Source organism: Leucobacter iarius (assembly GCF_039530105.1).
Classification (GTDB): Bacteria; Actinomycetota; Actinomycetes; order Actinomycetales; family Microbacteriaceae; genus Leucobacter; species Leucobacter iarius.
Genome location: NZ_BAAAOB010000004.1, coordinates 198,765 through 225,609 on the forward strand (window position 1 = coordinate 198,765; position 26,845 = coordinate 225,609).

Here is a 26,845-nt window from a genome sequence, read left to right on the forward strand (position 1 = left end):
TCCCGGGCCCGGCATCGCCGACCGACCCGGCATCGCCGGATCGAACCCGCCAGGGTGGCCCCTCTGGTGATAGAAGGAACTCCACGTGAACTCACGCGCGATGCTGCGAACGGTCGCCCTCAGCGCGACGGCAGCGCTCATCCTCGGCGGCACGCTCGTCGGCTGCTCGTCGTCCGACTCGGGTTCGGACGCCAAGGGCGGCTCGGTCGACGCAGCGAAGGCGATCAGCGCGGCCGACTTCGGCGGGATCGACGGCCTCGTGAAGGCCGCCAAGAAGGAGGGCCAGCTCAACGTCATCGCCCTCCCCGAGGACTGGGCCAACTACGGCAAGATCATCAAGGGCTTCGAGGACAAGTACGGGATCACCGTGAACTCGGCCTCCCCCGACGCGTCGAGCGCCGAGGAGATCCAGGCCGCCGACAACCTCAAGGGCCAGGACACCGCGCCCGACGTCTTCGACCTCGGCGCCGCCGTCGCCCTCGCGAACACCGCGAAGTTCGCGCCCTACCAGGTCGAGAAGTGGGACGAGATCCCCGACGCCAACAAGGAGAAGACCGGCCTCTGGGTCAACAACTACTCCGGCATCATGTCGATCGGCTACGACTCGGCCAAGGTGCCCGAGCCCAAGAAGCTCGACGACCTGCTCGACGCCAAGTACAAGGGCGCGGTCGCGCTCAACGGCGATCCGACGCAGGCCGGTGCCGCGTTCGCCGCGGTGGGTCTCATCGCCGCGCAGAACGGCGGCGGCGTGAAGGACTTCGGCCCGGGCGTCGACTTCGTCGCGAAGCTCAAGCAGGCCGGCAACTTCCTCACCGTCGACCCGACCCCCGCGACCATCGCCTCGGGCGAGACCCCGGTCGTCTTCGACTGGTCGTTCAACAACGTCGCGGCGGCCAAGGGCAAGCCGAGCTGGAAGACCACCGTGCTCCCCGGCGCCGCCTACGTCTCGTTCTACAACGAGGCCATCAGCAAGGACGCCCCGAACCCCGCCGCAGCGCGCCTGTGGCAGGAGTGGATCTTCTCGGACGAGGCGCAGGCCCTCTACCTCGAGGCGAACGCCGTCCCGGTGCGCGTCGAGGCGCTGAAGAAGGCCGGCTCGGCCGACGAGAAGCTCATCGAGCAGGCCACCTTCGGCACCCAGTCGAGCGATTGGATCTCGCCCGACGCCACGCAGGTCGAGGCCGCCAACAAGGTGCTCGCCGACCGCTGGGCCGCGGCCGTCAAGTAGTCGCCGATCCTGCGACTCGTTCCTCGCGCAGGATGACGGACCCGCTCGTTCGTCATCCTGCGCGACCCCGTTCGTCATCCTGCGCGACCCCGTTCGTCATCCTGCGCGATCCCGTTCGTCATCCTGCGCGAGCCTGCGAGTCGCAGGATCTCCACTCCCACCGCCTCCGACCAGACGGACCCCATGAAACGACTGCTCCCCGCCCTCGGCCTCGCGCCGTTCGGCGCGTACATCCTGCTCTTCCTCGCGGTTCCCACGCTGCTCGCCGTCGCGAGCGGCTTCAGCACCGCGCAGGGCTTCTCCCTCGCCAGCCTCTCGGTGCTGGTGCACCCGGACACGCTGCAGGCCTTCGGCGCGAGCGTCTGGGTCAGCGCGCTCACCGCCGTCGTCGGCGCGGCCGTCGGTGCCGTGCTCTGCTGGGCGCTCGCCGCGCTCCCCGAAGGCGGCGCGATCCGCCGCGTGATCGACTCCGCGAGCTCGGTGCTCGCGCAGTTCGGCGGCGTCATGCTCGCCTTCGCGTTCATCGCCACGATCGGCATCCAGGGCGTCATCACGGTGCTGCTGAAGGACCACCTCGGCGTGAACATCTTCGAGGAGGGCGTGTGGCTCTACGAGCTGCCCGGCCTGATCCTCCCCTACCTCTACTTCCAGGTGCCGCTCATGGTGATCACCTTCCTGCCCGCGGTCGCAGCGCTGCGCCCGGGCTGGGCCGAGGCGGTCGCCACCCTCGGCGGTTCCAGCTGGAGCTACTGGACCCGCGTCGGCCTGCCCGTGCTCGCCCCCGCCTTCCTCGGCTCCCTGCTGCTCCTGTTCGCGAACGCGTTCTCCTCGTACGCGACCGCCGCCGCCCTCATCAGCCAGGGGTCGCAGATCGTCCCCCTCCAGATCCGCGCCGCCCTGATCGGCGAGACCGGCGGCACGACGGCGTCGACCGCGGGTGTGCTCGCCCTCGGCATGATCATCGTCATGACCGCGGTCATGCTCGCCTACGGCCGCCTGATGGCCCGTGCCGCGAGGTGGCAGCGATGAGCGCGCGCGTCCCCGGTCGCCCCTCGAAGGGGCTCGCCATCACCGTCGTCACGGTGATCGGCCTCGTCTTCCTGATCCCGCTCGGCGCGATGGTCGAGTTCACCCTGCGCCAGACCTCCGGCGGCTACGGGCTCGAGCACTGGGCGGCCCTCTTCGACCCCGAGAAGTCGCGCGGCTACCGGATCCTGTTCCAGGGCCTCGGCAACTCGGTGCTGCTCGCCGTGATCACGCTCGGGATCGTGCTCGTGCTGTTCTTCCCGACGATCGTGCTCGTGCACCTCCGTTTCCCGAAGCTGGAGCGAGCGCTCGACCTGCTCACGGTGCTGCCGATCGCGATCCCTGCGATCGTGCTCGTCGTGGGGTTCGCGCCGATCTACCGCAGCATCGGGCAGGTGTTCGGATCCGGCGTCTGGACCCTCGCGTTCGCCTACGGGGTGCTCGTGCTCCCGTTCGCCTACCGCGCGATCGTCTCCGATCTGCAGGGCATGGACGCGCGGGTCCGCGCCGAGGCCGCCCGATCGCTCGGCGCCGGCTGGGGCACCGTGCTCGCCCGGGTGATCGCGCCCGGCGTGCGCCGCGGTCTGCTCGCCGCGTCGCTGCTGACCGTCGCGATCGTGCTCGGCGAGTTCACCGTGTCGTCGCTGCTCAACCGCACCACCCTGCAGACCGCCCTGCTGCAGATCTCCAAATCGGATCCCTTCGTCGCCGTGATCGTGTCGCTGCTCTCGCTCGTCGGCGCGTTCGTCGTGCTGCTGCTCGTCAGCGCCACCGGTTCGGCTCGGCGCAGCGGCCGCCGCGCCCGTCGGGCGGCGTCCCCCGCGCTGCCCGCGCCCGCCGTCACCGGATCCGCCACCGCACCCGTCCCGTCGAAAGAGTCCCCCAGTGTCCGCTGATCCCCGCTCCTCCTCCGCAGGCTCGCCCGTCCGCCTCGAGTCCGTCACCAAGTCCTACGGCTCGACCACGGTCCTGCACGGCGTCGACCTGTCGCTCGCGCCCGGAGAGCTCATCTGCCTCCTCGGCCCGTCCGGCTGCGGCAAGACCACCGCGCTGCGCTGCATCGCCGGCCTCGAACAGGTGTCGGGCGGTCGCATCACCATCGGCTCCGACGACGTCACGGACGTGCCGGTGAACCGGCGCGACGTCGGCATGGTGTTCCAGCAGTACTCGCTGTTCCCCCACCTCTCGGTCGCGCGCAACGTCGAGTTCGGGCTGCAGATGCGCCGCATCTCGAAGCCGGAGCGCACCGCGCGCATCGGCGAGATGCTCGAGATCGTCGGGCTCGAGCACCTCGCCGAGCGGTTCCCGCACGAGCTCTCGGGCGGCCAGCAGCAGCGCGTCGCGCTCGCCCGCGCGCTCGTCACCCGCCCCCGCGCGCTCCTGCTCGACGAACCGCTGTCGGCGCTCGATGCGAAGGTGCGGGTGCGCCTGCGCGAGCAGATCCGCGCGATCCAGACCGAGCTCGGCATCACGACCGTGTTCGTCACCCACGACCAGGAGGAGGCGCTCGCCGTCTCGGATCGGGTCGCCGTGATGGAGGGCGGCCGGATCGCCCAGCTCGGCACGCCCGAGGAGCTCTACCGCCGCCCGGTCTCGCCGTTCGTCGCCGACTTCGTCGGCCTGTCGAATCGCGTCGAGGGCCGGCTCGACGGCGGCGTGGTGCGGGTGCACGGCGCGAGCATCCCCGTGCTCGAGGCGCCGCAGCTCACCGGCGTCGGCGCCGAGGTCACGGCCTACGTCCGCCCCGAGCACGTCCGGCTGGAGCCGGTGACCGAGCGGATCGACCCGCTCGACGCCGTCGTGGTCTCGAGCGGGTTCCTCGGCTCGATCCGTCGCACGGTCGTGCAGCTCGCCGACGGGGCGACCCTCGCCTCGCAGCACGGCGCCGACTCGGTGCTGCGCCCCGGGGACTCGGTGCGGGTCACGTTCGCGCCCGAGGCCGTGACGGTGGCTCCGCGGAGCTAGCGCAGGGCCGCTGCCCGGGATCGGGATCGGCTACCGGCGCTGCTCGAAGAAATCGCGCAGCAGCTCGACGGCCTCGTCTGCGCGCACGCCGGCGACGACCTCGGGCACCGCGTGCGGCAGCCAGCCGTCGCGGAGCAGGTCGTAGACGCTGCCCACCGCGCCCGCCTTCTCGTCCCAGGCGCCGAACACGACGCGGGGGATCCGGGCGGCGAGGATCGTCGCCGCGCACATGGCGCAGGGCTCGAGCGTGACCACGAGCGTGCACCCGTCGAGCACGCGGTCGCCAATGCCGGCCGCCGCCGCGCGGATCGCGAGCACCTCGGCGTGCGCCGTCGGATCCGGCACCGCCTCGCGCGCGTTGCGGCCGGTCCCCACGACGGCGCCCGTCGCGTCGACCACGATCGCGCCGACGGGGATCTCTCCTTCGGCGGACGCCCGTCGCGCTTCGGCGAGGGCGAGCCCCATGAGACGCAGCTCCTCGGCGGTCGGGGGAATCGGCGCGGCAGATGCGGTGCTCGGCATCCCACTCCCCTCGCAGCTCCGCGCCCTCTAGAATCGAGGTATGCGCGTCGTCGTTGCGGGTCACCCGCTCATCACTCACAAGCTTACGGTTCTCCGCGACGAGCGGACCCCGCAGCCCACCTTCCGGCTCCTCATCGAGGAGCTCATGACCCTGCTCGCGTACGAGGCGACCCGCGAGGTCCGGGTCGAGCCCGTCGAGATCACGACCCCGGTCACCAGGACCACCGGCGTGCGTCTGAGCGAGCCCCTGCCCCTCATCGTCCCGATCCTGCGGGCGGGCCTCGGCATGCTCGAGGGCATGGTCAAGCTCGTCCCGACCGCCGAGGTCGGATTCCTCGGCATGGCTCGCAACGAGGAGACGCTGCAGCCCACCACCTACGCCGAGCGGCTGCCCGAGTCGCTCGCGGGGCGCCAGTGCTTCGTGCTCGACCCGATGCTCGCCACGGGCGGCTCGCTCGCGGCGGCCATCAAGTTCCTCTTCGACCGCGGCGCCGACGACGTGACCGCGATCTGCGTGCTCGGCACCCCCGAGGGCGTCGAGGCGATCCGCGAAGCCGCCGGCGACCGCAAGGTGACGCTCGTGCTCGGGGCGCTCGACGAGGGCCTCAACGACCGCGCGTACATCGTTCCCGGCCTCGGCGACGCAGGCGACCGGCTCTACGGAACCGCCGACTGATCCCAGGTCAGACCGCCTTTTCGCCCCGTGCCGAGCATTCTGCTTGACACGGGGCGAAATACTTTGCTTAACTTTGCGTTATGACCGCAACCACGCGACCCCAGTCCGCCCTCGAGGTGAACTTTGGGATGAACGGCATGATGATGTGCCGCCGTGGTGTCATGCGCTGTCGAATGTGCATCTGAGAAACCGGTAGCCGCACCGAGGTTCTGCGCAGTGACGCGAACCGCAGGTGCCCTCGCACGCCGCCCCGATCGGGAGCAGGCCTGCACTCCCCGGTGAGATCCGATTCAACGAGGATCCGCCGCACCGCTCGTCACCGACGAGGCACATTCCGCCGAACCGCTTTCGGCGCACCGCAAGGACGCACATCATCATGACCACGCTCACCGCTCCCGCTCGCACCGCTTCGACCGCTCAGAATCTGCGCGCCGCCCGCCCCGACCTCGCCCCGCGCGACGCCGAGCCGCAGGCCGCCCCGGCCCGCCGGGTCCCCGAGGGCACCGAAGTCCGCGGCTTCGCGCTCTACGTCGGCCTGTCGGAGGAGAAGATCGCCGCGGGCGACCCCGCGCTCGGCGCCATCGTCGCGCAGATCAAGCACCTCGTCGCGCAGCTCTCCCCCGCGGCCGAGACCTACGCCGCCGTGGCGCTGGCACCCGAGGGCGCCGGCGGGCGCGACGTCGACGTCGTCCGCCTCGCGCTCGGCGATCCCGCCGCCATCGCCCGGCAGAAGAAGGACGAGCCCGTCGACGAGGATCGCGCCGCCAGCGGCGTGACGATCGACCTCACCCGCAAGCGGGTGCTGCTCGACAACGTCGCCGCGCCCCTCACCTTCCGCGAGTTCGAGCTCCTCCAGTACTTCGTGCTCCGCGAGGGCCGCACGGTCAGCCGCGAGGAGATCATCACGACGCTCTGGGCCGACGCCCCCGAGAGCGAGATCCCGAATGAGCGCACCATCGACGTGCACGTGCGCCGCCTGCGGGTGAAGCTCGCGCAGTACCAGGACATCGTGCGCACCGTGCGCGGCATCGGCTACCGCTTCGACCGGCACGCCGACGTCTCGATCCTGCACACCTCGGCGCCGAGCCCCGATCTGTTCTGATCGTCCCGGTCCGATCCCCGCGGCCGCGCAGCGCCGGCCCGACGGGTCACGATCTGCTGCCAATCAGACGAATTCTCGGTGCTGCTCTCCCGTTTCGGCGCAAGCAGGAGTAGCGTCGGGGAGCACATAGCAAGCACCCAAGTTGAGGAGACTCACATGACCACGCTGCCTCCCGAGGCCAACGACGGCCAGCAGGGCCCCGAGAACGGCTCCGGCGCCGCAGTCCCTCCCCCCGCCGGTGCACCGGTTCCGCCGCCCGCGGCTCCCCCGGTTCCCCCGGTCGCACCGCAGGTGCCCCCGGCCGCGGCCCCCCAGGCTCCGCAGGTTCCGCCCGCAGCGCCCCAGCCCGGCTACGCGGCCCCGCAGCCCGGCTACGCCGCGCCGCAGCAGCCCGGCTACGCCGCGCCCCAGGCCGGCGGCTACCAGACCCCGCCGCCCGCGGCCGGCGGCTACCAGCAGCCCGGCTACGCGCAGCCGGTCGCCGATCCGGTGAGCAACATCACGCTGAACTACTGGCTGTCGGTGTTCTTCAGCTGGCTCCCGGCCCTCATCTTCTTCCTCATCGAGAAGGACAAGGGCAACCCCCAGGCCCGCGCCTACCACGCCGCGAACCTGAACTTCTCGCTGCTCCGCGTGATGGTCATCGTCGCGACCTGGATCCTCGGCGTGATCCCCTACCTGGGCTGGGTCCTCGCGCCGCTGCTCGGCATCGGCTCGGTCGTGCTGTTCGTCTTCCACATCATCGCCGCGGTGAAGGCTCCCGAGAACTACCGCACCGGCCAGCAGCCCGGCTTCCTCTTCAACATCCCGATGGTGAAGTAGTCACTGGCCCCACGCGCTCCGGGCGCCGAACCCTCGCGGTTCGGCGCCCGTTCGCATTTCTCCGTGCGACGCGCGTGCCCGGCGCGGCAGAACCCGGCTCCTAGACTGGGGCGATGACCGAACGTTGGCGCACCGTCGCAGCAGCCACCGGCCTCGCCGCTCCCGACGGCACGACCCGGCCGACCATCTTCGCCGAGATGAGCGCGCTCGCCGCGCGCACGGGCGCCGCGAACCTGGGGCAGGGCTTCCCCGACGCCGACGGGCCGGAGTGGATCCGGGAGGCCGCGGTCGCCGCGATCCGCTCGGGCGCGAACCAGTATCCGCCGGGACGCGGGATCCCCGAGCTGCGGGCCGCGATCGCACGGCACCAGCAGCGGCACTACGGCCTGGAACTGGATCCCGATACCGAGGTGCTCGTCACGGCCGGTGCGACCGAGGCCCTCGCGACCGCCGTGCTCGCGCTCGCGGGCCCCGGCGACGAGGTCGTCACCCTCGAGCCGTTCTTCGACTCGCACGCCGCGAACATCGCGATGGCCGGCGCGACCCACGTCACCGTTCCGCTCGTCCCGGGCCCCGACGGATTCCGCGTCGACCTCGAGGCGCTGGAACGCGCCGTCTCCCCGCGCACCCGGCTGATCCTGCTGAACACGCCCCACAATCCGACCGGAGCCGTACTGAGCGCGGACGAGCTGGCGGCCATCGCACGAGCGGCCGTCGCCGCCGACGCGATCGTGCTCTCCGACGAGGTCTACGAGCACCTCACCTTCGACGGCGCGACCCACGTGCCCATCGCGACCCTTCCGGGGATGCGCGAGCGCACGCTCACCGTCTCGTCGGCGGGCAAGACCTTCTCGCTCACCGGCTGGAAGATCGGGTGGATCTCGGGACCGGCCGAGCTGATCGAAGCGGTGCTCGCGATCAAGCAGTTCACGACCTTCGTCGGCGGCGCGCCCTTTCAACCGGCGGTCGCCCGCGCGCTCGACGAGGGCGATCCCGATGTCGCGGCGCTGCGCGACGACCTCGACGCTCGACGGGCGTTCCTCGTCGACGGCCTGCGACGGGTCGGCTTCGACGCGGTGGTCCCGTCGGGTACCTACTTCGTCTGCGCGGACGCCACGGCGCTGCTCGGGTCGCACGCGGACGGCGCCGCCTTCGCCCGGGCGCTGCCCGAGGCCGCGGGAGTCGCGACGGTCCCGCTGTCAGCGTTCTGCGTGCCGGGTTCCCCGACCGCGCTCGCGCTCGCACCCTGGCTGCGGTTCACCTTCGTGAAGGATCGGGCGACCCTCGAGACCGCGGTGGAGCGCCTGGTCGCCTCCTCCGCGTCCCGCTAGAGCTCGAAGAGCGCCGGGACCCGATCCTGGCGCTCGGCCTCGGGTTCCGGCTCCGCGCCCACGATCGTCCGGCACAGGGCTTCGGAGGACGCGACCGCGCGCGCGACCAGCTCCTGGTCGCCGGGTCGATCCGCGGCGAGCCACTCGTCGTGCATCGACTCGGGCAGGATCAGCGGCATGCGCGCCTGGCCGCGCGACGACAGCACCGATGCGGCCGCTCCGACGCCCGCGCGCGTCACCATCGAATAGGTGACCAGCGGGCTCCCGTCGCGCTGCGGCACCGTGCTCGTGATCGCGGCGATCCCGAACGGCTCGCCGTCGAACCCGAACCGCACCCCCTGCTCCCGGTACCAGGTGGCCGGCAGGATCGCCCGCTGCTGGAACGGAGCCCGCCAGCTGCGCATCAGCGCGTCGTCGCGCGAGTTGAAGGCGCTGAAGGGCGCCGGGGCGCCGTTCTGCCACAGCCACCACCAGGCCGGGTCCACGCGCCGCTCGCCGGCGATCTCGTGCACCAGCGGGTTCAGGTTGCGGGCCTTCCGCCGGGTGATCTGCGCGGTTCCGCCGAGCGCGGTGGCCCACTGGCCGAGCCGCTCCGAGTGGACGGCCTCGTCGACCGCGACGAACGAGACGCGGCGCTGCCCGGCCCCGCTCGCGCGCACCTCATCGAATCCGTAGGTGCCGCACATGCCGCCAGCGTATGCGGACTCGGGCGCGGACCACGCGCGACGAGCCGCTGTTCGTCCAGCCGGAACACGAAGAAGCCCCCGCCTGAGCGGGGGCTTCTTCGATGGTGTTGGCGGAGACGGGGGGATTTGAACCCCCGGTCAGGTTTAAGCCCGACCCTTCATTAGCAGTGAAGTCCGTTCGGCCGCTCCGGCACGTCTCCTAGCGTTTGCACGCGAACTCCATCATAGGGGAGGAGGAGGCCCCACGAAAAATCGGCGCGGCGCGGCGACCGTTCCGGCGCGGGATTCCGCGCCGGAACGGATCTCGCGCTAGAGGACGGTCCGCCCCTGCGAGCAGGTCTGCGTCGCGCTGCTCTGCCCCGAGATGTTGTCGGGCAGCTTCGTGGTGGTGGGCGGCGTGGTCGTCGAGGGCGTCGTCGTCGACGGGGCCGTGGTGCTCGGCGCCTGCGTGGTCGCCGGGGGCGCGGTCGTCGTGGGCGTCGGCGTACCGCCCTCGGTCTGGACGCCCTCGCCCACCTTCGCCACCTCGAACGGCTTGCCGCTCTTGAGGATGTCGAACAGCGTGGTCGCCGACGCCTCGTCGGGAGTGAGGCGGCCCTGCTGGTACGGGTGCGGGAAGCTCGGGTACTGGACGAAGGTGATGCGATCCAGGTCGATGTCCTTCACCGTGCCCGCGAGGGCCTGCAGGAACCCGGCGGACGCCATGTTGCTGGTGAGCTTGATGTTCTCGACGCCGGCCTTCGCGAGCGCGTAGACCTTCAGCGGGTTCGACAGCGTGTCGGCGCTCTTCATCTTGCGCACGAGGCTCGACATAAAGATCTGCTGGTTGCTGATGCGGCTCGTGTCGCCGCCGTCGCCGACGCCGTGGCGGGTGCGCAGGAACTGCAGCGCCTCCATGCCCTTGAGCGTCACCTCGCCCTTCGGCAGGTTGAGGTCGGTGTTCGGGTCGACGATGGGTTCGGCGAGGCAGACCTCGACGCCGCCGAGCGCGTTCGACATGCCGATCACGCCGTCGAAGGTGATGAGCCCGCCGTACGGGATGTCGAGACCGGTCAGTTTCTCGATCGTGAGCATCACGCAGGGCAGACCGCCCTCGGAGAGCGTGGAATTCAGCTGCTGCTCGCTCATCGCCGGGATCTCGCCGCCACCGGGCGCCGGGCAGGCCGGGATCCCGATCATGAGGTCGCGGGGGAAGCTGATGACGGTCGCGCTCTTGTGATCGGCGGACACGTGCAGCAGCAGCGTCACGTCGTTGAGCTCGCCCGTCTCGCCGTCGTTGATCGCCTGGCCCTGCCGGGAGTCGGATCCGACGAGCAGGATGTTGACCTCGCCCTTCAACGAGTCCTCGCCCGCGGCGACGGCGTCGGGGCCGTCGACCGTGTGCACGCTGGTCGCGAGACCCCAGACCGCGTAGGCGGCGATGGAGGCGCCGCTGAGCAGCACGACGACGGCCATGGTGAGCAGGATCCGGCCGGAGTTCAGCCAGGCGCTCGAGCGCCGGAGCTTGCCGTGCCGAGCGCTCGCCCACTCCCCTGCCGCGTCCCGCCGCCGTTTCGCCATGCCGTTCGATTCCCCACCTGTCGGATCGCGCGCCGCCGCAGGTTTCCGGCGGAGACGCGCATACGTCAGAACGAGAGTACCGGAGGATCCTGGGGGTCGGCCCGCCCCGGGTGAGCTCCCAGGCGAACACGGCGAACGCCCGGGAAACGGGGAACGCCCGGCCAGAACTGTGTTCTGACCGGGCGTTCGCAGCGGTGGGTAGGGGATTTGAACCCCTGAGACGGGGTTACCGCCTGCTTGTTTTCAAGACAAGTTCCTTCGGCCGCTCGGACAACCCACCGCAGAAGAGCTTAGCCGAGGAGCGCGGGGAACCGGTCGCGCAGCGCCTCGAACAGGCCGTCCTGGTCGACCGGAGCCGTGACGCGACCCGCTTCGGCGCGCACATCGGCCACCGCCTGGCCCATCGCGACCGAGTCGCCGTGGCGCCCGGCCCACTGCAGCATGTCGATGTCGTTGCGACCGTCGCCCGCCGCGAAGACGCGGGAGCGGTCGATGCCGACGCGGGAGCGCACGACCTCGAGCGCACTCGCCTTGGTCACCCCGCTCGGCGCGATGTCGAGCCACGAGGTGCGGCCGACCGCGTACGACACGTGGGTGAGCCCGAGCGTCTCGACGGCGCTCAGGAACTCCTCGAGGCGGTGGTCGGGCGAGACGACGACCACGCGCGATGCCTGCACGCCGAGCAGTTCCTCGAACGGCACCTGCCGCTGCTGCGACGGCAGCGTCCCCGTGGGGATCGGCTCGGTGTAGAGGAACCCGCCGCTCGCGAGCTCGACCGCGAACCGCGCGGTGACGAGCTGCGCTCGGATCTTGACGAGCGCCTCGCTCGGGTCGAACGCCTCGACGTACTCGCGGCGGTAGGCACGCGGCGCCAGCGCGTCGCGGTGCAGCGTCACGGCACCGTTCGCGGCGATCACCCACTCGGGCTTGATCCGCAGCGCCTCGACGACCGGCAGCGTCGCGTCGACTGAGCGCCCGGTCGCGATGACGACCTCGTGCCCGGCGGCGTGCAGCGCACGGATCGCGTTCCCGGCCCGCTCGGGGATCTGGTCGTCCCAGTCGGTCCCGGCGGTGCCGTGGTGCTCGTTGTCGAGCACGGTCCCGTCGAGATCGAGCGCGATGAGGTGGCGCTCGTTCGCCGCGATGCCGGCCGCCACGGTCTAGGCTCCCGCGATCGGGGTCAGCACTTCGAGTCCGCCGAGGTAGGGACGCAGCGCTTCGGGCACGCGCACGCTGCCGTCCGCCTGCTGGTGCGTCTCGAGGATCGCGACGATCCATCGCGTGGTCGCCAGCGTGCCGTTCAGCGTCGCGACCGGAGCGGTCTTGCCGCTCTCGCCGCGGAACCGGGTCGAGAGCCGGCGCGCCTGATAGGTCGTGCAGTTGCTCGTCGAGGTGAGCTCGCGGTAGGTGCCCTGGGTCGGGATCCACGCCTCGATGTCGAACTTGCGCGCCGCGCTGGAACCGAGGTCGCCCGCGGCGACGTCGATCACGCGGTAGCTCAGCTCGAGCGCCTGCAGCATCTCCTCCTGCCAGCCGACCAGGCGGTCGTGCTCGGCCTCGGCCTCGGCCGGGTCGGCGTAGACGAACATCTCGAGCTTGTTGAACTGGTGCACGCGCAGGATCCCGCGGGTATCCTTTCCGTGCGAGCCCGCCTCGCTGCGGTAACAGGTCGACCAGCCGGCGTAGCGCAGCGGCCCACCATCGAGATCGATGATCTCGTCGGAGTGGAACCCGGCGAGCGCGACCTCGCTCGTGCCGGTGAGGAACAGGTCCTGATCCTTCAGGTGGTAGACCTCATCGGCGTGCTCGCCGAGGAAGCCCGTGCCCTGCATGATCTCGGGCTTGACCAGCGTCGGCGTGATGAGCGGCGTGAAGCCGTGCGACAGCGCGCGGTCGAGCGCCATGTTCATGAGCGCGATCTCGAGGCGCGCGCCGATGCCGCTCAGGAAGTAGAAGCGAGCGCCCGAGACCTTGGCCCCGCGCTGCATGTCGATCGCCCCGAGCATCTCGCCGAGTTCGAGGTGGTCGCGCGCCTCGAAGTCGAAGCTGGGCACCTCGCCGACCTCGCGCAGCGTCACGAAGTTCTCCTCGCCGCCGACGGGCACGCCGTCGACGACGATGTTCTCGATGCGCATCGCGGCCGCCGAGAACTCCTCGTCGCGGGTCTTGGCCAGCGCTTCGGCCGCTTTGACCTGGGCCGCGAGCTCCTGAGCCTGCGCGATCAGCGCCGGCTTCTCGTCCTTCGAGGCGGACTTGACCCGGGAGCCGAACTCCTTCTGCTCGGCGCGCAGGCGCTCGAACTCGGAGAGGGCGCTGCGCCGGGCCTCGTCTGCGGCGACGGCCCGGTCCACCACCGCCTCGTCGTTTCCGCGCGCGCGCTGGGAGCGCTTGAGCTGCTCGGGATCGGTGCGGAGGAGTACTGGATCGATCACGACCCCAGTCTAGCCAGCCGGACGCCTGATCCGGGCGGAGCGCTCAGGCGCGGACGGCTCCCGGCGCGGTAGTTTGGGCGCATGACCCGAACGCCCGCGCGCACGCAGCCCGCCGCGGCGGTGGTCTACCAGCCGTTCAAGACCGACATCGTCGCGCTCCGCCGCGAGGTCGGCCGGCAGGAAGCCGATGCCGGCTGGGCGCCGACCCGGTGGTACGAGACCGACGCGGACGACGCCGGGGTCGCCGCGACCCGGCAGGCCATCGCCGACGGGGCGAGCGTGATCCTCGGCTCGGGCGGCGACGGCACGATCCGCGCCGTCTCGGAGGCCCTCCGCGGCACCGGCGTCCCGCTCGCCGTGATCCCGCAGGGCACCGGCAACCTCCTCGCCCGCAACATCGGGATCCCGCTGAACGATCTCGGCGCGGCCGTGCGCGCGGCCTTCGGCGGCACGAACCGCCCCATCGACCTCGGCGTCATGACGATCATCCGCCAGGACGAGAGCGAGGACGAGCACGTGTTCCTCGTGCTCGCGGGGATGGGGCTCGACGCGCGCGCGATCCGCTCGACCAGTTCGTCGCTCAAGAAGCGCGTCGGCTGGCTCGCCTACGTCGACGCCGGGCTCCGCACCATGATCCGCGAGTCCCCCTTGCAGATCCTCTACTCCGTCGACGGCAAGGCCTCGAAGTCGCTCTCCGTCTACACCGTCATGATCGGCAACTGCGGGCTGATGCCCGGCGGAGTACTGCTGATCCCCGACGCCCAGATCGACGACGGGCGGCTCGACGTCGTCGCGCTGCGGCCGCTCGGCCCGTTCTCGTGGCTGCGCATCTGGAACAAGATCGGCTGGGAGAACGGCGTGCTGCGCAAGACGAAGGCCGGGCGCCGGATCATCGACCTCGTGCACGACACCCGCAGCGTCAGCTACCTGCGCGCCAAGCAGTACGCGCTGTCGGTGCGATCGCCCGAGCCGATCCAGCTCGACGGCGACGACTTCGGGCTCGCGCTCGCGGCGAGCGGCGCCGTCGATCCGGGCGCGCTCACCGTGCGCGTGCTCCCGGGCTGGAGCGTGCCCGCGCTCGAACGCTAGCGGGCTCCCGCGCCTCGGCGCCGGCTCCGCCTACGGGCGCTGGGATCCGGGCAGCGCCGCGCGCACCTCGATCCAGGCGTCGAGCTCGCCCGCGAGCTCGGAGGCGAGTTCGACGACGCGGTCGCGGGTCTCGGCGCGCACCGCCCACACGCGCCCGAGGGGCTTCCCCTCGACCGCGGGGTCGCGGTCGCGGGCCACCGGCCCCGGGCCGACCACCACGGCCTGCGACTCGGGCGCGAGCACCTCGGTCCACTCGAGCTCGGAGGTGCTCGCCAGCTCGTCCTCGAAGCGGGTCAGGAACGCCGCGATCTCCTCGTGCCACTCGGGGCTGCGTTCGCGGAGCTCGGTCTCGTCGGTGTGCCAGAGCAGCAGGTAGCGCATGGTCGCCTCCTCCGTCGGTCCGGGGCGGCCGGGCCGCGCCCCGGGGTTCCCATCCTCCCAGCGGGGTCCGGCGCTGTCGAGGGGCGGCTCGCGGAACGAACCCGGAGGCGGCGGGATCACGGCTTCGACGTCGGCGTCGCGGAGGGTGCGGGGGTCTGAGTCGCACTCGTACCGGCCCCAGCCTGCTCCTGCGTCGCGCCTGGCGCCGGGCAGCTCGTCGACAACGGGGCCACCGCATCGCGCGGAGCCGCTGCGATGGGGCCCGCATCGTCGGATACGGCGTTCCCCTGCGTATCGATCCGCTTTTCGGCGAGCGGGAACACATTCCAAGCCCCCGGGTCGGCCAGACGGTTCACGCCGTACTCGATGCTCTGCTGCTTCTGCTCGTCCCAACCTCCGTCGACCTGCTGCCCGTCGCCCCAAGGGCCGCCCGTGGTCGTGGTCAGCGGCCGACCGTCCTGGTCGAAGAGCCGGACACCGTCGAGCAGTTTGCCCGAGCAGTCGTAGGCGTAGATGTTCGAGATGCGCTGGTCCGCATTCGCGTTCAGGCCGGGCTGCCCCTGCGGCTGTTCCGAGACGTCCGAGGAAACGGCTCCGAGATTCGCGATGCTCCCGAGCAGGAACACCAGTGCGAACACAGCGATCACATCGCCCATACGACGGAGCCAGACCATCCATCGCTTCGGGAGCCACTCACCGCGCCCCCACTGCACGCTGAGCAAGGTCGTCACCAGGCTGAGCAGCACCGCAATGGTCATCGACCGTGGGTACGGGAACCCGTTCAGGTACACCATGAACCCGGCGAAGAACATGAGGGCGAACGCCACCCCGAGCCCGCGGAACACCCACCATGCGGGACGCAACGAGCGCACGAAGCCCCAGATCCCCCGGCGCGCCGCCGTCGATTCGGCCCAGGTACCGAGCCGCGCCTCGATCGCGTCGACGCGTTCCCGGAGGGTGGGCCGGGTCCAGGTGCCCACCGCCTCGCCGCGCGGCGGCAGGCCCGCGGCCCGGCGCAGCTCCTCGGCGTAGGCGATCGGGTCACCGGGCTCCCCGCCGTCCGAGATGCGCTCGACGAGGTCGGCCTCGAGCCCGTCGAGGAGCTCGTCCCGCTCATCGGCGGGGAGATCGGCGAGCTGGTCGCGCACCGCGTCGGCGAATGCCGCCGCGCGGTCGGTGGCGGACCCGGAGCCGGTTTCAGTCCCGGATCCGGTCTCGGCCCCGATCCCGGCGATCGGTCGCGTCGGCGCGGTCTGGTCGGAGGCGGTGGTGGCGTTCATGCGTCGACTCCCGTCGTGAGCGGCTGCGGTTCTGGAACGTGCTGGGGTTCTGAAACGATCTGAGGTTCCGGGGTCTGCTGCGGCGCGGCAGCCGGCCGACCGGATCGCGGGTCGCCCGCCACGAGCTCGGTGAGCACGGCGGAGAATCGGAGCCACCCGGCACGCTGCTCGTCGAGCAGGGCGCGACCCGCGGGGGTCATGCTGTAGTACTTGCGGTGCGGGCCGCCCTCGGACGGCACCACGTAGGTGGAGAGCGCGCCCGCGGCGTAGAGCCGGCGCAGCGTGCCGTACACCGAGGCGTCGCCGACCTCTTCGAGGCCCGCGTCGCGCAGGCGCCGCACGACGTCGTAGCCGTAGCCGTCCTCGTGCTGCACGACGGCGAGCACCGCGGCATCCAGCACGCCCTTGAGCAGTTGGGTGGGATCCATCGCGTTCCTCACGTTTCTTCTGTTGCGCACTAGTGTGCATTACACAATAGTGTGCCGTCAAGAACTCTTGAAGACACCGACCCCGGGACGGCGCGAGCGGGCGGCTACCCTTCGCTGTCGGCGGTGCCCTCGATCACGCCGCGCAGCCAGTCGCGCGCATCGCGGAACGTGCCGTCGTCGTGCGCATCGCGGATCGACGCGGCGATGCGGTCGGCTCGCGGGTACGAGCCGAGGAACACCACGTTGGGGCTGAAACGCTTCACGCCGAGCAGCGCGTCGGCGACCCGCTCGTCCTTCACGTGCCCCTCGGCGTCGATCACGAAGCGGTACCGTCCCATCCGGTCTCCGACGGGTCGCGAGGCGAGCAGCGTCAGGTTGACCCCGCGGGTCGCGAACTGCTCGAGCAGATCGAGCAGGGCGCCCGCCCGATCGTCGGGCAGCTCGACGATCAGCGAGGTCTTGTCGGCCCCGGTGGGCTCGCCGACGGGCACGGTGCGACTGACGAGCACGAAGCGGGTCTCGGCGTCGGGGTTCTCGGCGATCCCCTCGGCGAGTACCTCGACGTCGTAGTGGTCGGCGATACCGGGCGGCGCGATCGCGGCGTCGATCCCCTTCTCAGGGTCGAACAGGTCGGCGGCCGCCTGCACGTTCGAGGTGGCCTGCAGGTGGCGGTGCCCCGGAGCGTTGCCGTCGAGCCAGGCGCGGCACTGCCCGTAAGCGACCGGGTGCGCGGCGACGACTTCGACGTCTTCGAGGCGGGCCCCGGGCCGCGCCACGAGCACGAAGCTGACGGGCACGAGGTACTCCCCCACGATCCGCAGATCGGGGATCGTGGCGAGCGCGTCCTGCGCGACGGTGACGCCGCCGTCGATCGAGTTCTCGATCGCGATCATCGCGGCGTCGCTCACGCCCGTGACGACATCGTTCAGCGCCTCGCCGAGGTTCGCCACCGGTCGCCAGTCCTCGCCGACCGCCTCGGGCACCTGCTTGAGCGCGGCCTCGGTAAAGGTTCCGGCCGGGCCCAGGTAGCTGTACCGGCGTGATCCTGCGGGGCGCTCGTTCATGGGGTCAAGCGTACCCATCCCGCGGCGGCGAACATGCGGCGAGCGCCGCAGTCGTTCGGGTTATGCGCCGAGCACCCGGTCAACGAGTCGGCGCGCGGCCTCCTGCACCTGCGCGAGGTGCTCGGGGCCGCGGAACGACTCGGCGTAGATCTTCATGACGTGCTCGGTGCCCGAGGGGCGCGCGGCGAACCAGGCGTGCTCGGTCTGCACCTTGAGGCCGCCGATGCCCGCCCCGTTCCCGGGAGCGGTCGTGAGCACGGCGGTGATGGGATCTCCCGCGAGCTCGGTGTCGGTCACGTCGGACGGGGCGAGGGCCGCGAGGCGGGCCTTCTGCTCCGGCGTCGCGGGGGCGTCCACGCGCGCGTAGGCGGGGTCGCCGAGTCGGTCTGCGAGCTCCCGGTAGCGCTGCGAGGGCGACTGCCCGGTGACGGCCTGGATCTCGGCGGCCAGCAGGCAGAGCAGGATCCCGTCCTTGTCGGTGCTCCAGGGTGCGCCGTCGAAACGCAGGAAGGAGGCGCCGGCGCTCTCCTCTCCGCCGAACACGACCGAGCCGTCGACGAGCCCGGGGACGAACCACTTGAATCCGACCGGCACCTCGAGCAGCGTGCGTCCGTGCGCGGCGACGACGCGGTCGATGAGCCCGGAGGAGACGAGGGTCTTGCCGATGCCCGCTTCGGGCGCCCAGTCGGGCCGGTGGCTCAGCAGGTAGTCGATGGCGACCACGAGGAAGTGGTTGGGGTTCATGAGGCCGGCGTCGGCGGTGACGATGCCGTGGCGGTCGGCGTCGGCGTCGTTGCCCGTGACGAGGTCGAAGTCGTCCCGGTAGCCGGTCACGGTCGACATGACCTGCGCCGAGGAGGGATCCATGCGGATCTTGCCGTCCCAGTCGAGGTGCATGAACGACCAGCGCGGGTCGACCCCGGGGCCGAGCACGGTGAGGTCGAGCTCGTAGCGGTCGCGGATCGCGGCCCAGTAGGCGACGCTGGCACCGCCCAGCGGGTGCGCACCGATGCGCAGCCCCGAGCGGCGGATCGCGTCGAGGTCGATGACGCGGTCGAGCGATTCGACGTACTCGCCGAGGAAGTCGTAGCGGCCGACGGGCTCTCCCGCGACCGAGTCGCGGCCGGCCAGCGGGATCGCGTCGACGCCCCGCTCGAGCAGTTCGTTCGCACGGCGGGCGATCCAGCCCGTCGCGTCGGTGTCGGCGGGGCCGCCGTGCGGCGGGTTGTACTTGAAGCCGCCGTCGCGCGGCGGGTTGTGGCTCGGGGTGACGACGATGCCGTCGGCCCGATCGGGATCGGCGGCGTCGCGGCCGCGATTGTGGGTGAGGATCGCGTGGCTCACCGCGGGGGTCGGCACGTAGATCTCATCGCCCGTTCCGGAGCGGGCGAGCACGCGGACGCCCGCGGCGGAGAGCACCTCGCGGGCGATCCGCTCGGCGGGCGCGGAGAGCGGGTGGGTGTCGGCGCCGAGGAAGAGCGGCCCCGCGATGCCCTGCTCGGCGCGGTACTCGGCGATGGCCGCGCTCATCGCGATGATGTGGGCGGCGTTGAAGGACCCGTCGAGCGAGGACCCGCGGTGCCCGGAGGTGCCGAACACGACGCGCTGCGCCGGATCGCTCGGGTCGGGGACGCGCTCGTCGAACGCGGCGAGCAGCGCTTCGAGGTCGACGAGGTCTTCGGGGCGCGCGGGTGCGGCGGCTCGGTCGTGCATGGATCCAGTCTCCCACCGGTCCCCCGCAGAACCGGTGAGGCCGCGCGGCACCGCGCGTTCACCGGCCGGGACTACTCTGTGGCTATGAGCGAAGCACGCGACGCCGTCCTGCAGCCCTCGGCCGAGACCGCCCCCGCCGGCGCGGAGGAGCACCCCCGCGCCCGGATCGAGTGCTGGCTCACCGACATGGACGGCGTGCTCGTGCACGAGAACCGCGCGATCCCGGGCGCCGCCGAGCTGATCGGGCGCTGGCAGGCGGACGGCACTCCGTTCCTCGTGCTGACGAACAACTCGATCTTCACCGCCCGCGATCTCAGCGCCCGGCTCTCGGCGTCGGGCCTCGACGTCCCCGAGGATCGCATCTGGACGAGCGCGCTCGCCACCGCGGCGTTCCTCAAGCAGCAGAAGCCCGGCGGTTCGGCGTTCGTGATCGGCGAGGCGGGGATCCTCACGGCGCTGCACGATGCGGGCTACGTGATGACCGAGACCGATCCCGACTTCGTGGTGGTCGGCGAGACCCGCAACTACTCGTTCGAGGCGATCACCAAGGCGATCCGCCTGATCGAGCGCGGCGCGCGCTTCATCTCGACGAACCCCGACGCCACGGGGCCGAGCCCCGAGGGGCCGCTTCCCGCGACGGGCGCCATCAACGCGCTCATCACCAAGGCGACCGGGCGCGAGCCCTACATCGTGGGCAAGCCGAACCCCATGATGTTCCGCTCCGCCCTCAACCGGATCGGCGCGCACTCCCACAACACCGCCATGATCGGCGACCGGATGGACACCGACGTGGTCGCGGGCATGGAGGCGGGCCTGCACACGGTGCTCGTGCTGACCGGCATCTCGGATCAGCAGGAGATCGAGCGGTTCCCGTTCCGCCCCGACGAGGTGCTCGGATCCGTCGCGGAGCTGCTCGACCCGATCGCGTAGCGCTCGGATCCGATACGCCGACGATACGCGCGGGCTCCTAGCATGGGGGCATGCGCGTACTGATCGTCGAAGACGAGCCCCTGATGGCCGAGGCCGTTCGCGACGGTCTGCGGCTCGAGGCGATCGCGGCCGACATCGCGGGGGACGGCGACACCGCGCTCGAACTGCTGAGCATCAACAGCTACGACATCGCGGTGCTCGACCGGGACGTGCCCGGCCCGTCGGGCGACGAGATCGCCCGGCGCATCGTCGAGTCCGGCAGCGGGATCCCGATCCTGATGGTCACCGCGGCCGACCGGATCGACGACAAGGCCTCGGGCTTCGAGCTCGGCGCCGACGACTACCTGACGAAGCCGTTCGAGCTGCGCGAGCTCGTGCTGCGTCTGCGCGCGCTCGACCGTCGCCGCGCGCACCACCGGCCGCCCGTACGCGAGATCGCAGGGCTCCGCCTCGACCCGTTCCGCCGCGAGGTGTACCGCGACGGCCGCTATGTCGCCCTCACCCGCAAGCAGTTCGCCGTGCTCGAGGTGCTCGTCGCCGCCGAGGGCGGCGTGATCAGCGCCGAGGAGCTGCTGGAGCGGGCATGGGACGAGAACGCCGACCCGTTCACGAACGCCGTACGGATCACGGTGTCGGCGCTGCGCAAGCGGCTCGGCGAACCGTGGCTGATCGCGACCGTCCCGGGCGTCGGCTATCGCATCGACGTCGAGCCGAGCACCGAAGGGCCCGGCGGTGCCTAGACCGGCGGTGGATCGCGAGCCCGGGCTGAGCGTCCGGCTGAAGTTCACCCTCAGCTACGCGGCCGTCGTGCTGCTCACCGGTGCGCTGCTGCTCGCGGTCGTCTGGGTCTTCCTGCTGCGCTATGTGCCGGCCGATGCGTTCGTCGGCTCCCACTCCGATTCGCCCGATGAGTTCCCGAGCATGTTCTTCCCGGGGCGCAACGATCTGATCCGCGCATTCGTCCCCGCCGCGATCTGGGCGCTCATCGCCCTCCTCGTCATCGGGCTGGTCGGCGGCTGGGTCCTCGCCGGTCGCATGCTGGGCCCGCTGCGCCGGATCACCGCCGCGACCCGTCGCGTCTCCGACGGATCCCTCTCGCACCGCATCGAACTCGAGGGCCGCCGCGACGAGTTCCGCGAGCTCGCCGACGGTTTCGACTCGATGCTCGATCGGCTCGAGGCCCAGGTGGCCGAGCAGCAGCGCTTCGCGGCGAACGCCTCCCACGAGCTCCGCACGCCCCTCGCCATCACCCAGACCATGCTGGAGGTCGCCCAGAGCGAGCCCGCCCGCGCCGACGACGAACTGCTGGAACGCCTCCGCACCGTCAACGCACGGGCGATCGAGCTGACCGAGGCGCTGCTCGTGCTGAGCCGCGCCGACCGGCGATCCTTCGATCGCGAACGGGTCGACCTGTCGCTGCTCGGCGAGGAGGCCGCCGAGACGCTGCTGCCGCTCGCCGAGAAGCACGGCGTCGCGGTCGAGACCGAGGGCGAGATCGCGCTCGCGTTCGGCTCTCCCCCGCTCCTCCTGCAGACGGTGACGAACCTCGTGCACAACGCGATCGTGCACAACCTCTCGTCGGGCGGGACCGTCCTGATCCGCACGGCCGCGGGCGCCGAAACCTCGCGCATCTCGGTCGAGAACACGGGCGAGCAGATTAGCCCCGAGCTCGTGTCGACCCTCACCGAGCCGTTCCGGCGCGGCACCGGGCGCATCCGCAGCGATCAGGCCGGAGTCGGCCTGGGCCTCGCGATCGTGCAGAGCATCGTCACGGCGCACGACGGCGCCCTCGACCTGACCGCGCTGCCGGACGGCGGCCTGCGCGCGACCGTCGTGCTGCCGACGGGGAATCCCGCCGGCGCGCACCGCACGTCGCGCCCGAACGCACCGGACCGCGAGCGCTGATGCCGACACGTCCGGCCGACCGTGCGGCCCGGCGTCCCGTCTCGCGCAACGCGCTGATCGCGAGCCTCGGCGTCTATCTGCTCGTGCTGACCTGGGCCGTGCTGTGGAAGTTCGAGGTCCCGCACATCGGCGCGGGCGGGCTGCGCGTGATCAAACTGGTCCCGTTCGGGGCCGACAACGAGGCGACGGCGAGCTTCCCGCTCGAGATCCTCGCGAACCTCGTGCTCTTCCTCCCGCTCGGGTGGCACCTCGGGCTCCTCGCACCGCGGCGCCGGTCGAAGCGGCACCTGTTCCGGGCCACCGCGGGCGTCTCCGCAGCGATCAGCCTGCTGCTCGAGACCGCCCAGTTCGCCCTCGCGGTCGGCGTCTCCGACATCACCGACGTGCTGGTGAACACCGCGGGCGGGCTCGCCGGGCTCGGGATCCTGGAGCTCGCCCGCCGGGCGCTCGGCGGACGAGCCGATCCGGTTCTGGGCCGCGCGTGCGTCGCCGGCACCGCGTTGGCGCTGGTGCTCGCCGTCGCGGTGCTCGTCTCGCCGCTCCATTTCCGGCAGCGGGACGTCTCCTGCGCCGTCCCGGGTGATCCCGCCAGCTGCGTCGCGGCGTCCGGCCCCGCCCCTCAGACCCCGATCCGCCGGTAGCGGTCGAGCCGTGCGACCCGGCGCCGGTCGCCCTGCTGCAGCATGAGCCCCGCGAGCTCCTGCGCGATCGCGTCGCGCATCCGCCCGCAGAAGTCGACCGGTTCCCGCGCGGCGTCGGGCGATTCGGCTACGATCCGGTCGACGATGCCGTTCGCGCGGAGCGCCGCCGAGGCGACGCCCTGCTGCTCGGCGAGCTCCGCCGCGTGCGCCGTGTCCCGGTGCACGATCGCGGATGCGCCCTCGGGCGGGAGCGGGGACAGCCAGGCGTGCTCGGCGGCGATCGTCCGGTCGGCCGGCAGCAGCGCGAGCGCCCCGCCGCCGGTCCCCTCGCCGAGCAGCACCGACAGCGTCGGGCCCTGATGGCTCACGAGGTCGGCGAGGCAGTGGGCGATCTCGCTCGCGAGCCCGCCCTCCTCGGCGGCGCGTGACAACGCCGCCCCCGGGGTATCGATGACGCTGACGAGCGGCAGCCGGAGCTCCTCGGCCAGGTGCATCGCTCGGCGGGCGGCACGGAGCGCACCCGGGCCCAGCGGAGCGTACGCGCGCTGCGCGCGGCGATCCTGCCCGACGACCACCGCTGGGATGCCGCCGAACCGGGCGAGGCTCAGCGAGAGGCCCGGATCCCGTTCGCCCTGCCCCGTGCCCGACAGCGGGACGATGTCGCTGGCGGCGTGGCGCAGCAGCTCGCGCAGGCCAGGCCGTCTGCGATCCCGCGTGCGCGTGACCGATTCCCAGGTCGCCGCGGACCCAGCGGGATCGGCCGAAGCGGTCCCGGGATCGGCGGCGCGTTCCACGAGCGCCGCGTGCGTCGGCCGCTCGAGCAACCGCAGCGTCCGCTGCACGACCTCGCGCAGCGCGTCGGGCTGGAGCACGCCGTCGATGATCCCGAGCCGCGCGAGGTTCTCGGCGGACTGCACCCCGGCCGGGAACGGCTCGCCGTACAGCGCCTCGTAGACGCGCGGGCCGAGGAAGCCGACGAGCGCGCCCGGCTCGGCCACCGTGACCTGCCCGAGCGAGCCGAACGAGGCGAGCGCGCCGCCCGTCGACGGATGTCTGAGGTAGACGAGGTACGGCAGGCCCTCGGCCTGGTGCGCCGCGACGGCCGCCGCGATCTTCACCATGGCGACGAACGCGACCGTCCCCTCCTGCATGCGGGTGCCGCCCGACGCGGTCGAGGCGAGCACCGGCAGCCGCTCGGCGGTGGCCCGCTCGATCGCGGCGACGAATCGCTCGGCCGATGCCGCCCCGATGGACCCCGCGAGGAACGCGAACTCGCAGGCGATGAGCGCGACCCGGCGTCCGTCGATGAGCGCTTCGCCCGTGATGATCGACTCGTCGGCCCCGCTCTTCTCGGCCGCGCGGGCGAGCTCGTCGCGGTAGGCCTCGCCGAGGTCGGGCTCGACCGGCGGCGCGTCCCACGAGACGTAGCTGCCAGGATCCGAGATGAGCTCGATGAGCTGCGCGGCCGAGAGGCGGCGCGGACGCTCGGCGGCGGCGCCGCCGACCACGGCGCTCATGCCGCCTCCTCCGCGACCGGAGCGCTCGGCGCGACGGGAGTACTCGCGAGCCAGGCGCGGATCGCTTCGCCGTGCTGGTCCAGCACGGGCGGCGCCTGGTGCTCGGTCCGCGCGCGCTCCGTCTCCCCCGCCGCATCGACGTCGAAGAAGCGGATCGCCGGCCCCGGCAGCGAGATGCTGCCGAGCGCCGCGTGCTCCACGTCGACGACGAGCCCCTGCGAGCGGACCTGATCCCACTCGTAGACCTCGGTGAGATCGCGCACCTTGCCCGCGGGGATCCCCGCGGCACGCAGCCGATCGAGCAGCGGGACCGCATCGTGCACCGCGAAGGCGTCCTCGACGAACGCGATGGTCTCTCCGCGGCGCGCGACGCGTTCCGGATTCGTCCCGAGCCCCGGCGTCTCGGGGTCCAGGCCGAACTCGGCGCAGAACGCCTGCCACAGCCGCTCGCTGCCGACGCTGATCTGCACCGCGCCGTCGCGGCAGCGGAACAGGCCGTACGGCGCGATCGACGGGTGGTGGTTGCCCTGCGCCTGCGGAGTCTGGCCGGCCACGGTGACCCGAGTGCCCTGGAACGCGTGCACGCCGACGATCGACGACAGCAGCGAGGTGCGCACCACGCGCCCACGGCCCGTGCGCTCGCGCTCGTGCAGCGCGGCGAGCACGCCGACCACGCCATGGATCCCGCCGAGCAGGTCGGCGATCGGGGTCCCGACCCGCTGCGGGTCCTCGGGGCCCGGTCCCGTGATCGACATGAGCCCCGCCTCGCCCTGCACGATCTGGTCGTAGCCCGCACGCCCGCCCTCGGGCCCGTCGTGGCCGAAGCCCGTGATCGAGAGCTGCACCAGCCGTGGGTTCAGCGCCGCGAGCGCGGCGGTGCCGAAGCCGAGGCGGTCCATCACGCCGGTGCGGAAGTTCTCGATGAGCACATCGGCGCGTTCGAGCAGGCCGGTCAGCACCGCGCGACCGTCGTCGCTCTTCAGGTCGAGCGCGATCGACTCCTTGTTGCGATTGCACGACAGGAAATAGGTGGAGTACGACCGGCCGTCCGCGCCGTCGACGAACGGCGGCCCCCACGACCGGGTGTCGTCCCCGCTGCCCGGCGACTCGACCTTGATCACCCGGGCGCCGAGATCCCCCAGCATCTGCCCGGCGTGCGGTCCCGCGAGCGCGCGGGACAGATCGACCACCAGCAGGTCCTCGAGCGAGCCCTCGTTCATGGTGCGTCCTCTCTGCGTTTCTGCGTTTCGATTGCGTCGTGGGTGCCGGCCACCGGCCCGGGTCCGGAACCGGCCCGGCCCGGCGGCCGACGGGCCGGTTCAGCGGCCCAGGGAGTACCCCAGCGCGGCGAGCGCCGCGCGTACCCCGGTGCTGAGCGTCGGCTCCAGCACGGGCAGGAAGTGGGGCGAGTGGTTCACGGGCGGGGCCGGGAGGTCCGCCGGGAAGCCGCCGAAGACCCAGTAGACGCCCGGTGCACCGGCGCTGTCGGGGAGCGTGCCGAAGTCCTCCGACCCCATCGCGGGCGGAGCCGTGAACACGTTCTCCTCGCCCAGTTCCTCCCGCAGGGCTGCGCGCACCTCCTCCGCACGCACCTCGTCGTTGTGCAGACGGGGGAACCGGTACAGCTCCTCGATCTCGGGGTGCGGGGCACCCGAGGCGTCGGCCTCCGCGTTCACGATGCGGACGATCGCGGCGAGCACCCGTTCGCGCACGTCCTCCGTGAGCGTCCGGATGTTGAGGGTGAACTCCGCCCGGTCCGGGATGATGTTCTCCTTCAGCCCGGCGTGGAACGTGCCGCAGGTGACGACCGCCGGGGACTGCGGCGGCAGCTCGCGCGAGACGATGGTCTGCAGTCGGGCGACCATGTGCACGCCGAGCACGATCGGATCGATCGAGTCCTGCGGCTGCGATCCGTGCGACTGCTTGCCGTGCACGGTGACCCGCAGCGAGTCCGCCATGGCCATCGCGGGGCCCGTCGCGAGCGCGACGGTTCCCGCTGGGGTCTCGGGGAAGACGTGCTGCCCCAGCACGAGCTCCGGCACCGGAGCCCGATCCCACAGCCCGTCGGCGACCATCGCCGCGGCACCGGCGGCGGTCTCCTCGCCGGGCTGGAACAGCCAGACGACCGTCCCCGCCCAGGAGCCCGGCTGCCGGGCCATCGCGGCGGCCGCGGCGAGCGCGACCGCGACGTGGGTGTCGTGGCCGCACCCGTGCATCACCGGGACGACGCTGCCGTCCGCGAGCGTGCCGGTCGCGGACGAGGCGTAGTCGGCCCCGGTGTCCTCCCGGATCGGCAGCCCGTCGGTGTCCGCGCGGAACCCGATCACCGGGCCGTCGCCGTTGCGCTGGATGCCGACGACCCCCGTACCGCCACAGCGGAAGTGCTCGATCCCGAGCTCGCCGAGGCGCGCCTCGATGAACTCGGCGGTGCGGTGCTCCTGCATCGACAGCTCCGGGTTCGCGTGCAGGTGCCGGTAGTCCGCGTGCAGCGTGTCGCGTTCGGCGTCGGTCAGGCGGGTGTTCAGCATGCTCGGTTCCTTCCGTGAT

25 protein-coding genes, 2 tRNA genes and 1 pseudogene are annotated in these 26,845 nt (G+C 71.9%); 13 read left to right on the forward strand and 15 right to left on the reverse strand.

The annotated features are described in order from the left end of the window. Window positions 1-85 precede the first annotated feature (85 nt). The 4 genes from ABD169_RS14020 (at window position 86) to ABD169_RS14035 (ending at window position 4,219) form a co-directional block, all read left to right on the forward strand. Window positions 86-1,228 (forward strand): ABC transporter substrate-binding protein, encoded by a 1,143-nt coding sequence (locus tag ABD169_RS14020; protein ID WP_344033199.1) that lies wholly within the window; start codon window positions 86-88, stop codon window positions 1,226-1,228. Between the two features lie 183 nt (window positions 1,229-1,411). Then, entirely contained in the window at window positions 1,412-2,257 is an 846-nt protein-coding gene (locus tag ABD169_RS14025; RefSeq protein WP_344033201.1) for an ABC transporter permease, read from the forward strand. Beyond that, window positions 2,254-3,150 (forward strand): ABC transporter permease, encoded by an 897-nt coding sequence (locus tag ABD169_RS14030; protein WP_344033203.1) that lies wholly within the window; start codon window positions 2,254-2,256, stop codon window positions 3,148-3,150. The genes ABD169_RS14025 and ABD169_RS14030 overlap by 4 nt, the downstream gene beginning before the upstream one ends. Beyond that, on the forward strand, window positions 3,140-4,219 hold the full coding sequence (locus tag ABD169_RS14035) for an ABC transporter ATP-binding protein (protein WP_344033206.1): 1,080 nt from the start codon (window positions 3,140-3,142) through the stop codon (window positions 4,217-4,219). Before ABD169_RS14030 ends, ABD169_RS14035 begins: the two co-directional genes overlap by 11 nt. 30 nt (window positions 4,220-4,249) lie before the next feature. Here ABD169_RS14035 and ABD169_RS14040 read toward each other — a convergent pair whose 3' ends face one another. Beyond that, the gene (locus ABD169_RS14040) at window positions 4,250-4,684 is read right to left on the reverse strand and encodes a nucleoside deaminase (protein WP_344033286.1); all 435 of its coding nucleotides are present in this window, start codon (window positions 4,682-4,684) and stop codon (window positions 4,250-4,252) included. Window positions 4,685-4,781: 97 nt separating this feature from the next. On the opposite strand from ABD169_RS14040, the gene upp reads away from it, so the two are divergent. The 4 genes from upp (at window position 4,782) to ABD169_RS14060 (ending at window position 8,672) form a co-directional block, all read left to right on the forward strand. Beyond that, on the forward strand, window positions 4,782-5,417 hold the full coding sequence (gene upp, locus ABD169_RS14045; RefSeq protein WP_344033208.1) for a uracil phosphoribosyltransferase: 636 nt from the start codon (window positions 4,782-4,784) through the stop codon (window positions 5,415-5,417). 376 nt (window positions 5,418-5,793) lie between these two features. Beyond that, window positions 5,794-6,519: a winged helix-turn-helix domain-containing protein gene (locus ABD169_RS14050; RefSeq protein ID WP_052961574.1), complete on the forward strand. Its 726-nt coding sequence runs from the start codon at window positions 5,794-5,796 to the stop codon at window positions 6,517-6,519. A 156-nt stretch (window positions 6,520-6,675) separates the two neighbouring features. Next, window positions 6,676-7,341 carry a magnetosome magnetite crystal formation protein family gene (locus ABD169_RS14055; RefSeq protein WP_344033211.1) on the forward strand — a complete coding sequence of 222 codons (666 nt, stop codon included), beginning with the start codon at window positions 6,676-6,678 and terminating at the stop codon, window positions 7,339-7,341. 113 nt (window positions 7,342-7,454) lie between these two features. Beyond that, window positions 7,455-8,672 carry an aminotransferase class I/II-fold pyridoxal phosphate-dependent enzyme gene (locus tag ABD169_RS14060; protein ID WP_344033213.1) on the forward strand — a complete coding sequence of 406 codons (1,218 nt, stop codon included), beginning with the start codon at window positions 7,455-7,457 and terminating at the stop codon, window positions 8,670-8,672. On the opposite strand, the gene ABD169_RS14065 is transcribed toward ABD169_RS14060, so the two are convergent. The 6 genes from ABD169_RS14065 to serS all read right to left on the reverse strand — a co-directional run bounded on the left by ABD169_RS14065 (window position 8,669) and on the right by serS (window position 13,350). Continuing rightward, window positions 8,669-9,358: an SOS response-associated peptidase family protein gene (locus ABD169_RS14065; protein ID WP_344033215.1), complete on the reverse strand. Its 690-nt coding sequence runs from the start codon at window positions 9,356-9,358 to the stop codon at window positions 8,669-8,671. The genes ABD169_RS14060 and ABD169_RS14065 overlap by 4 nt on opposite strands. A gap of 108 nt (window positions 9,359-9,466) precedes the next feature. Further along, window positions 9,467-9,558, reverse strand: a tRNA-Ser gene (locus ABD169_RS14070). 109 nt (window positions 9,559-9,667) lie between these two features. Next, window positions 9,668-10,918 (reverse strand): LCP family protein, encoded by a 1,251-nt coding sequence (locus tag ABD169_RS14075; protein WP_344033218.1) that lies wholly within the window; start codon window positions 10,916-10,918, stop codon window positions 9,668-9,670. Between the two features lie 192 nt (window positions 10,919-11,110). Continuing rightward, window positions 11,111-11,198 (reverse strand) — tRNA-Ser (locus tag ABD169_RS14080). Between the two features lie 10 nt (window positions 11,199-11,208). Then, on the reverse strand, window positions 11,209-12,075 hold the full coding sequence (locus ABD169_RS14085) for an HAD family hydrolase (protein ID WP_052961572.1): 867 nt from the start codon (window positions 12,073-12,075) through the stop codon (window positions 11,209-11,211). A 3-nt stretch (window positions 12,076-12,078) separates the two neighbouring features. Then, window positions 12,079-13,350, reverse strand: coding sequence for a serine--tRNA ligase (gene serS, locus ABD169_RS14090; RefSeq protein WP_344033220.1), 1,272 nt, complete (start codon window positions 13,348-13,350; stop codon window positions 12,079-12,081). Between the two features lie 81 nt (window positions 13,351-13,431). Between serS and ABD169_RS14095 the strand changes: the two genes are divergently transcribed. Then, on the forward strand, window positions 13,432-14,439 hold the full coding sequence (locus ABD169_RS14095; RefSeq protein WP_344033222.1) for a diacylglycerol/lipid kinase family protein: 1,008 nt from the start codon (window positions 13,432-13,434) through the stop codon (window positions 14,437-14,439). Between the two features lie 30 nt (window positions 14,440-14,469). Here the strand turns inward: ABD169_RS14095 and ABD169_RS14100 are convergent, their stop codons facing one another. The 5 genes and pseudogenes from ABD169_RS14100 to pgm form a co-directional block, all read right to left on the reverse strand. After that, complete coding sequence (locus tag ABD169_RS14100; RefSeq protein WP_046456812.1) at window positions 14,470-14,820, reverse strand: YciI family protein; 351 nt, start codon at window positions 14,818-14,820, stop codon at window positions 14,470-14,472. 116 nt (window positions 14,821-14,936) lie between these two features. Then, the gene (locus ABD169_RS14105; RefSeq protein WP_344033224.1) at window positions 14,937-16,100 is read right to left on the reverse strand and encodes a DUF1700 domain-containing protein; all 1,164 of its coding nucleotides are present in this window, start codon (window positions 16,098-16,100) and stop codon (window positions 14,937-14,939) included. Window positions 16,101-16,219: 119 nt separating this feature from the next. After that, window positions 16,220-16,528: pseudogene (locus ABD169_RS14110) on the reverse strand (PadR family transcriptional regulator); the annotation flags it as partial. Window positions 16,529-16,632: 104 nt separating this feature from the next. Next, complete coding sequence (pheA, locus tag ABD169_RS14115; RefSeq protein ID WP_344033228.1) at window positions 16,633-17,592, reverse strand: prephenate dehydratase; 960 nt, start codon at window positions 17,590-17,592, stop codon at window positions 16,633-16,635. Window positions 17,593-17,652: 60 nt separating this feature from the next. Beyond that, window positions 17,653-19,305 (reverse strand): phosphoglucomutase (alpha-D-glucose-1,6-bisphosphate-dependent), encoded by a 1,653-nt coding sequence (gene pgm / locus ABD169_RS14120; RefSeq protein ID WP_344033230.1) that lies wholly within the window; start codon window positions 19,303-19,305, stop codon window positions 17,653-17,655. 186 nt (window positions 19,306-19,491) lie between these two features. Here pgm and ABD169_RS14125 point away from each other — a divergent pair, with 186 nt between their 5' ends. Genes ABD169_RS14125 through ABD169_RS14140 form a run of 4 tightly spaced genes read left to right on the forward strand, consistent with a single transcriptional unit; the run spans window position 19,492 to window position 22,781 of the window. Next, window positions 19,492-20,235 (forward strand): HAD-IIA family hydrolase, encoded by a 744-nt coding sequence (locus ABD169_RS14125; RefSeq protein WP_046456953.1) that lies wholly within the window; start codon window positions 19,492-19,494, stop codon window positions 20,233-20,235. Window positions 20,236-20,285: 50 nt separating this feature from the next. After that, entirely contained in the window at window positions 20,286-20,975 is a 690-nt protein-coding gene (locus ABD169_RS14130) for a response regulator transcription factor (RefSeq protein ID WP_344033232.1), read from the forward strand. Next, complete coding sequence (locus tag ABD169_RS14135; RefSeq protein ID WP_344033234.1) at window positions 20,968-22,140, forward strand: sensor histidine kinase; 1,173 nt, start codon at window positions 20,968-20,970, stop codon at window positions 22,138-22,140. The genes ABD169_RS14130 and ABD169_RS14135 overlap by 8 nt, the downstream gene beginning before the upstream one ends. After that, window positions 22,140-22,781, forward strand: a complete 642-nt coding sequence (locus ABD169_RS14140; RefSeq protein WP_344033236.1) for a VanZ family protein — start codon at window positions 22,140-22,142, stop codon at window positions 22,779-22,781. Before ABD169_RS14135 ends, ABD169_RS14140 begins: the two co-directional genes overlap by 1 nt. Here the strand turns inward: ABD169_RS14140 and ABD169_RS14145 are convergent. From ABD169_RS14145 to ABD169_RS14155, 3 genes are all read right to left on the reverse strand, one after another. After that, window positions 22,760-24,298: a carboxyl transferase domain-containing protein gene (locus ABD169_RS14145; RefSeq protein WP_344033238.1), complete on the reverse strand. Its 1,539-nt coding sequence runs from the start codon at window positions 24,296-24,298 to the stop codon at window positions 22,760-22,762. The genes ABD169_RS14140 and ABD169_RS14145 overlap by 22 nt on opposite strands. Continuing rightward, window positions 24,295-25,518 carry a CaiB/BaiF CoA transferase family protein gene (locus ABD169_RS14150; RefSeq protein ID WP_344033240.1) on the reverse strand — a complete coding sequence of 408 codons (1,224 nt, stop codon included), beginning with the start codon at window positions 25,516-25,518 and terminating at the stop codon, window positions 24,295-24,297. The genes ABD169_RS14145 and ABD169_RS14150 overlap by 4 nt, the downstream gene beginning before the upstream one ends. 99 nt (window positions 25,519-25,617) lie before the next feature. Beyond that, window positions 25,618-26,826 (reverse strand): amidohydrolase, encoded by a 1,209-nt coding sequence (locus tag ABD169_RS14155; RefSeq protein WP_344033242.1) that lies wholly within the window; start codon window positions 26,824-26,826, stop codon window positions 25,618-25,620. Window positions 26,827-26,845 lie beyond the last annotated feature (19 nt).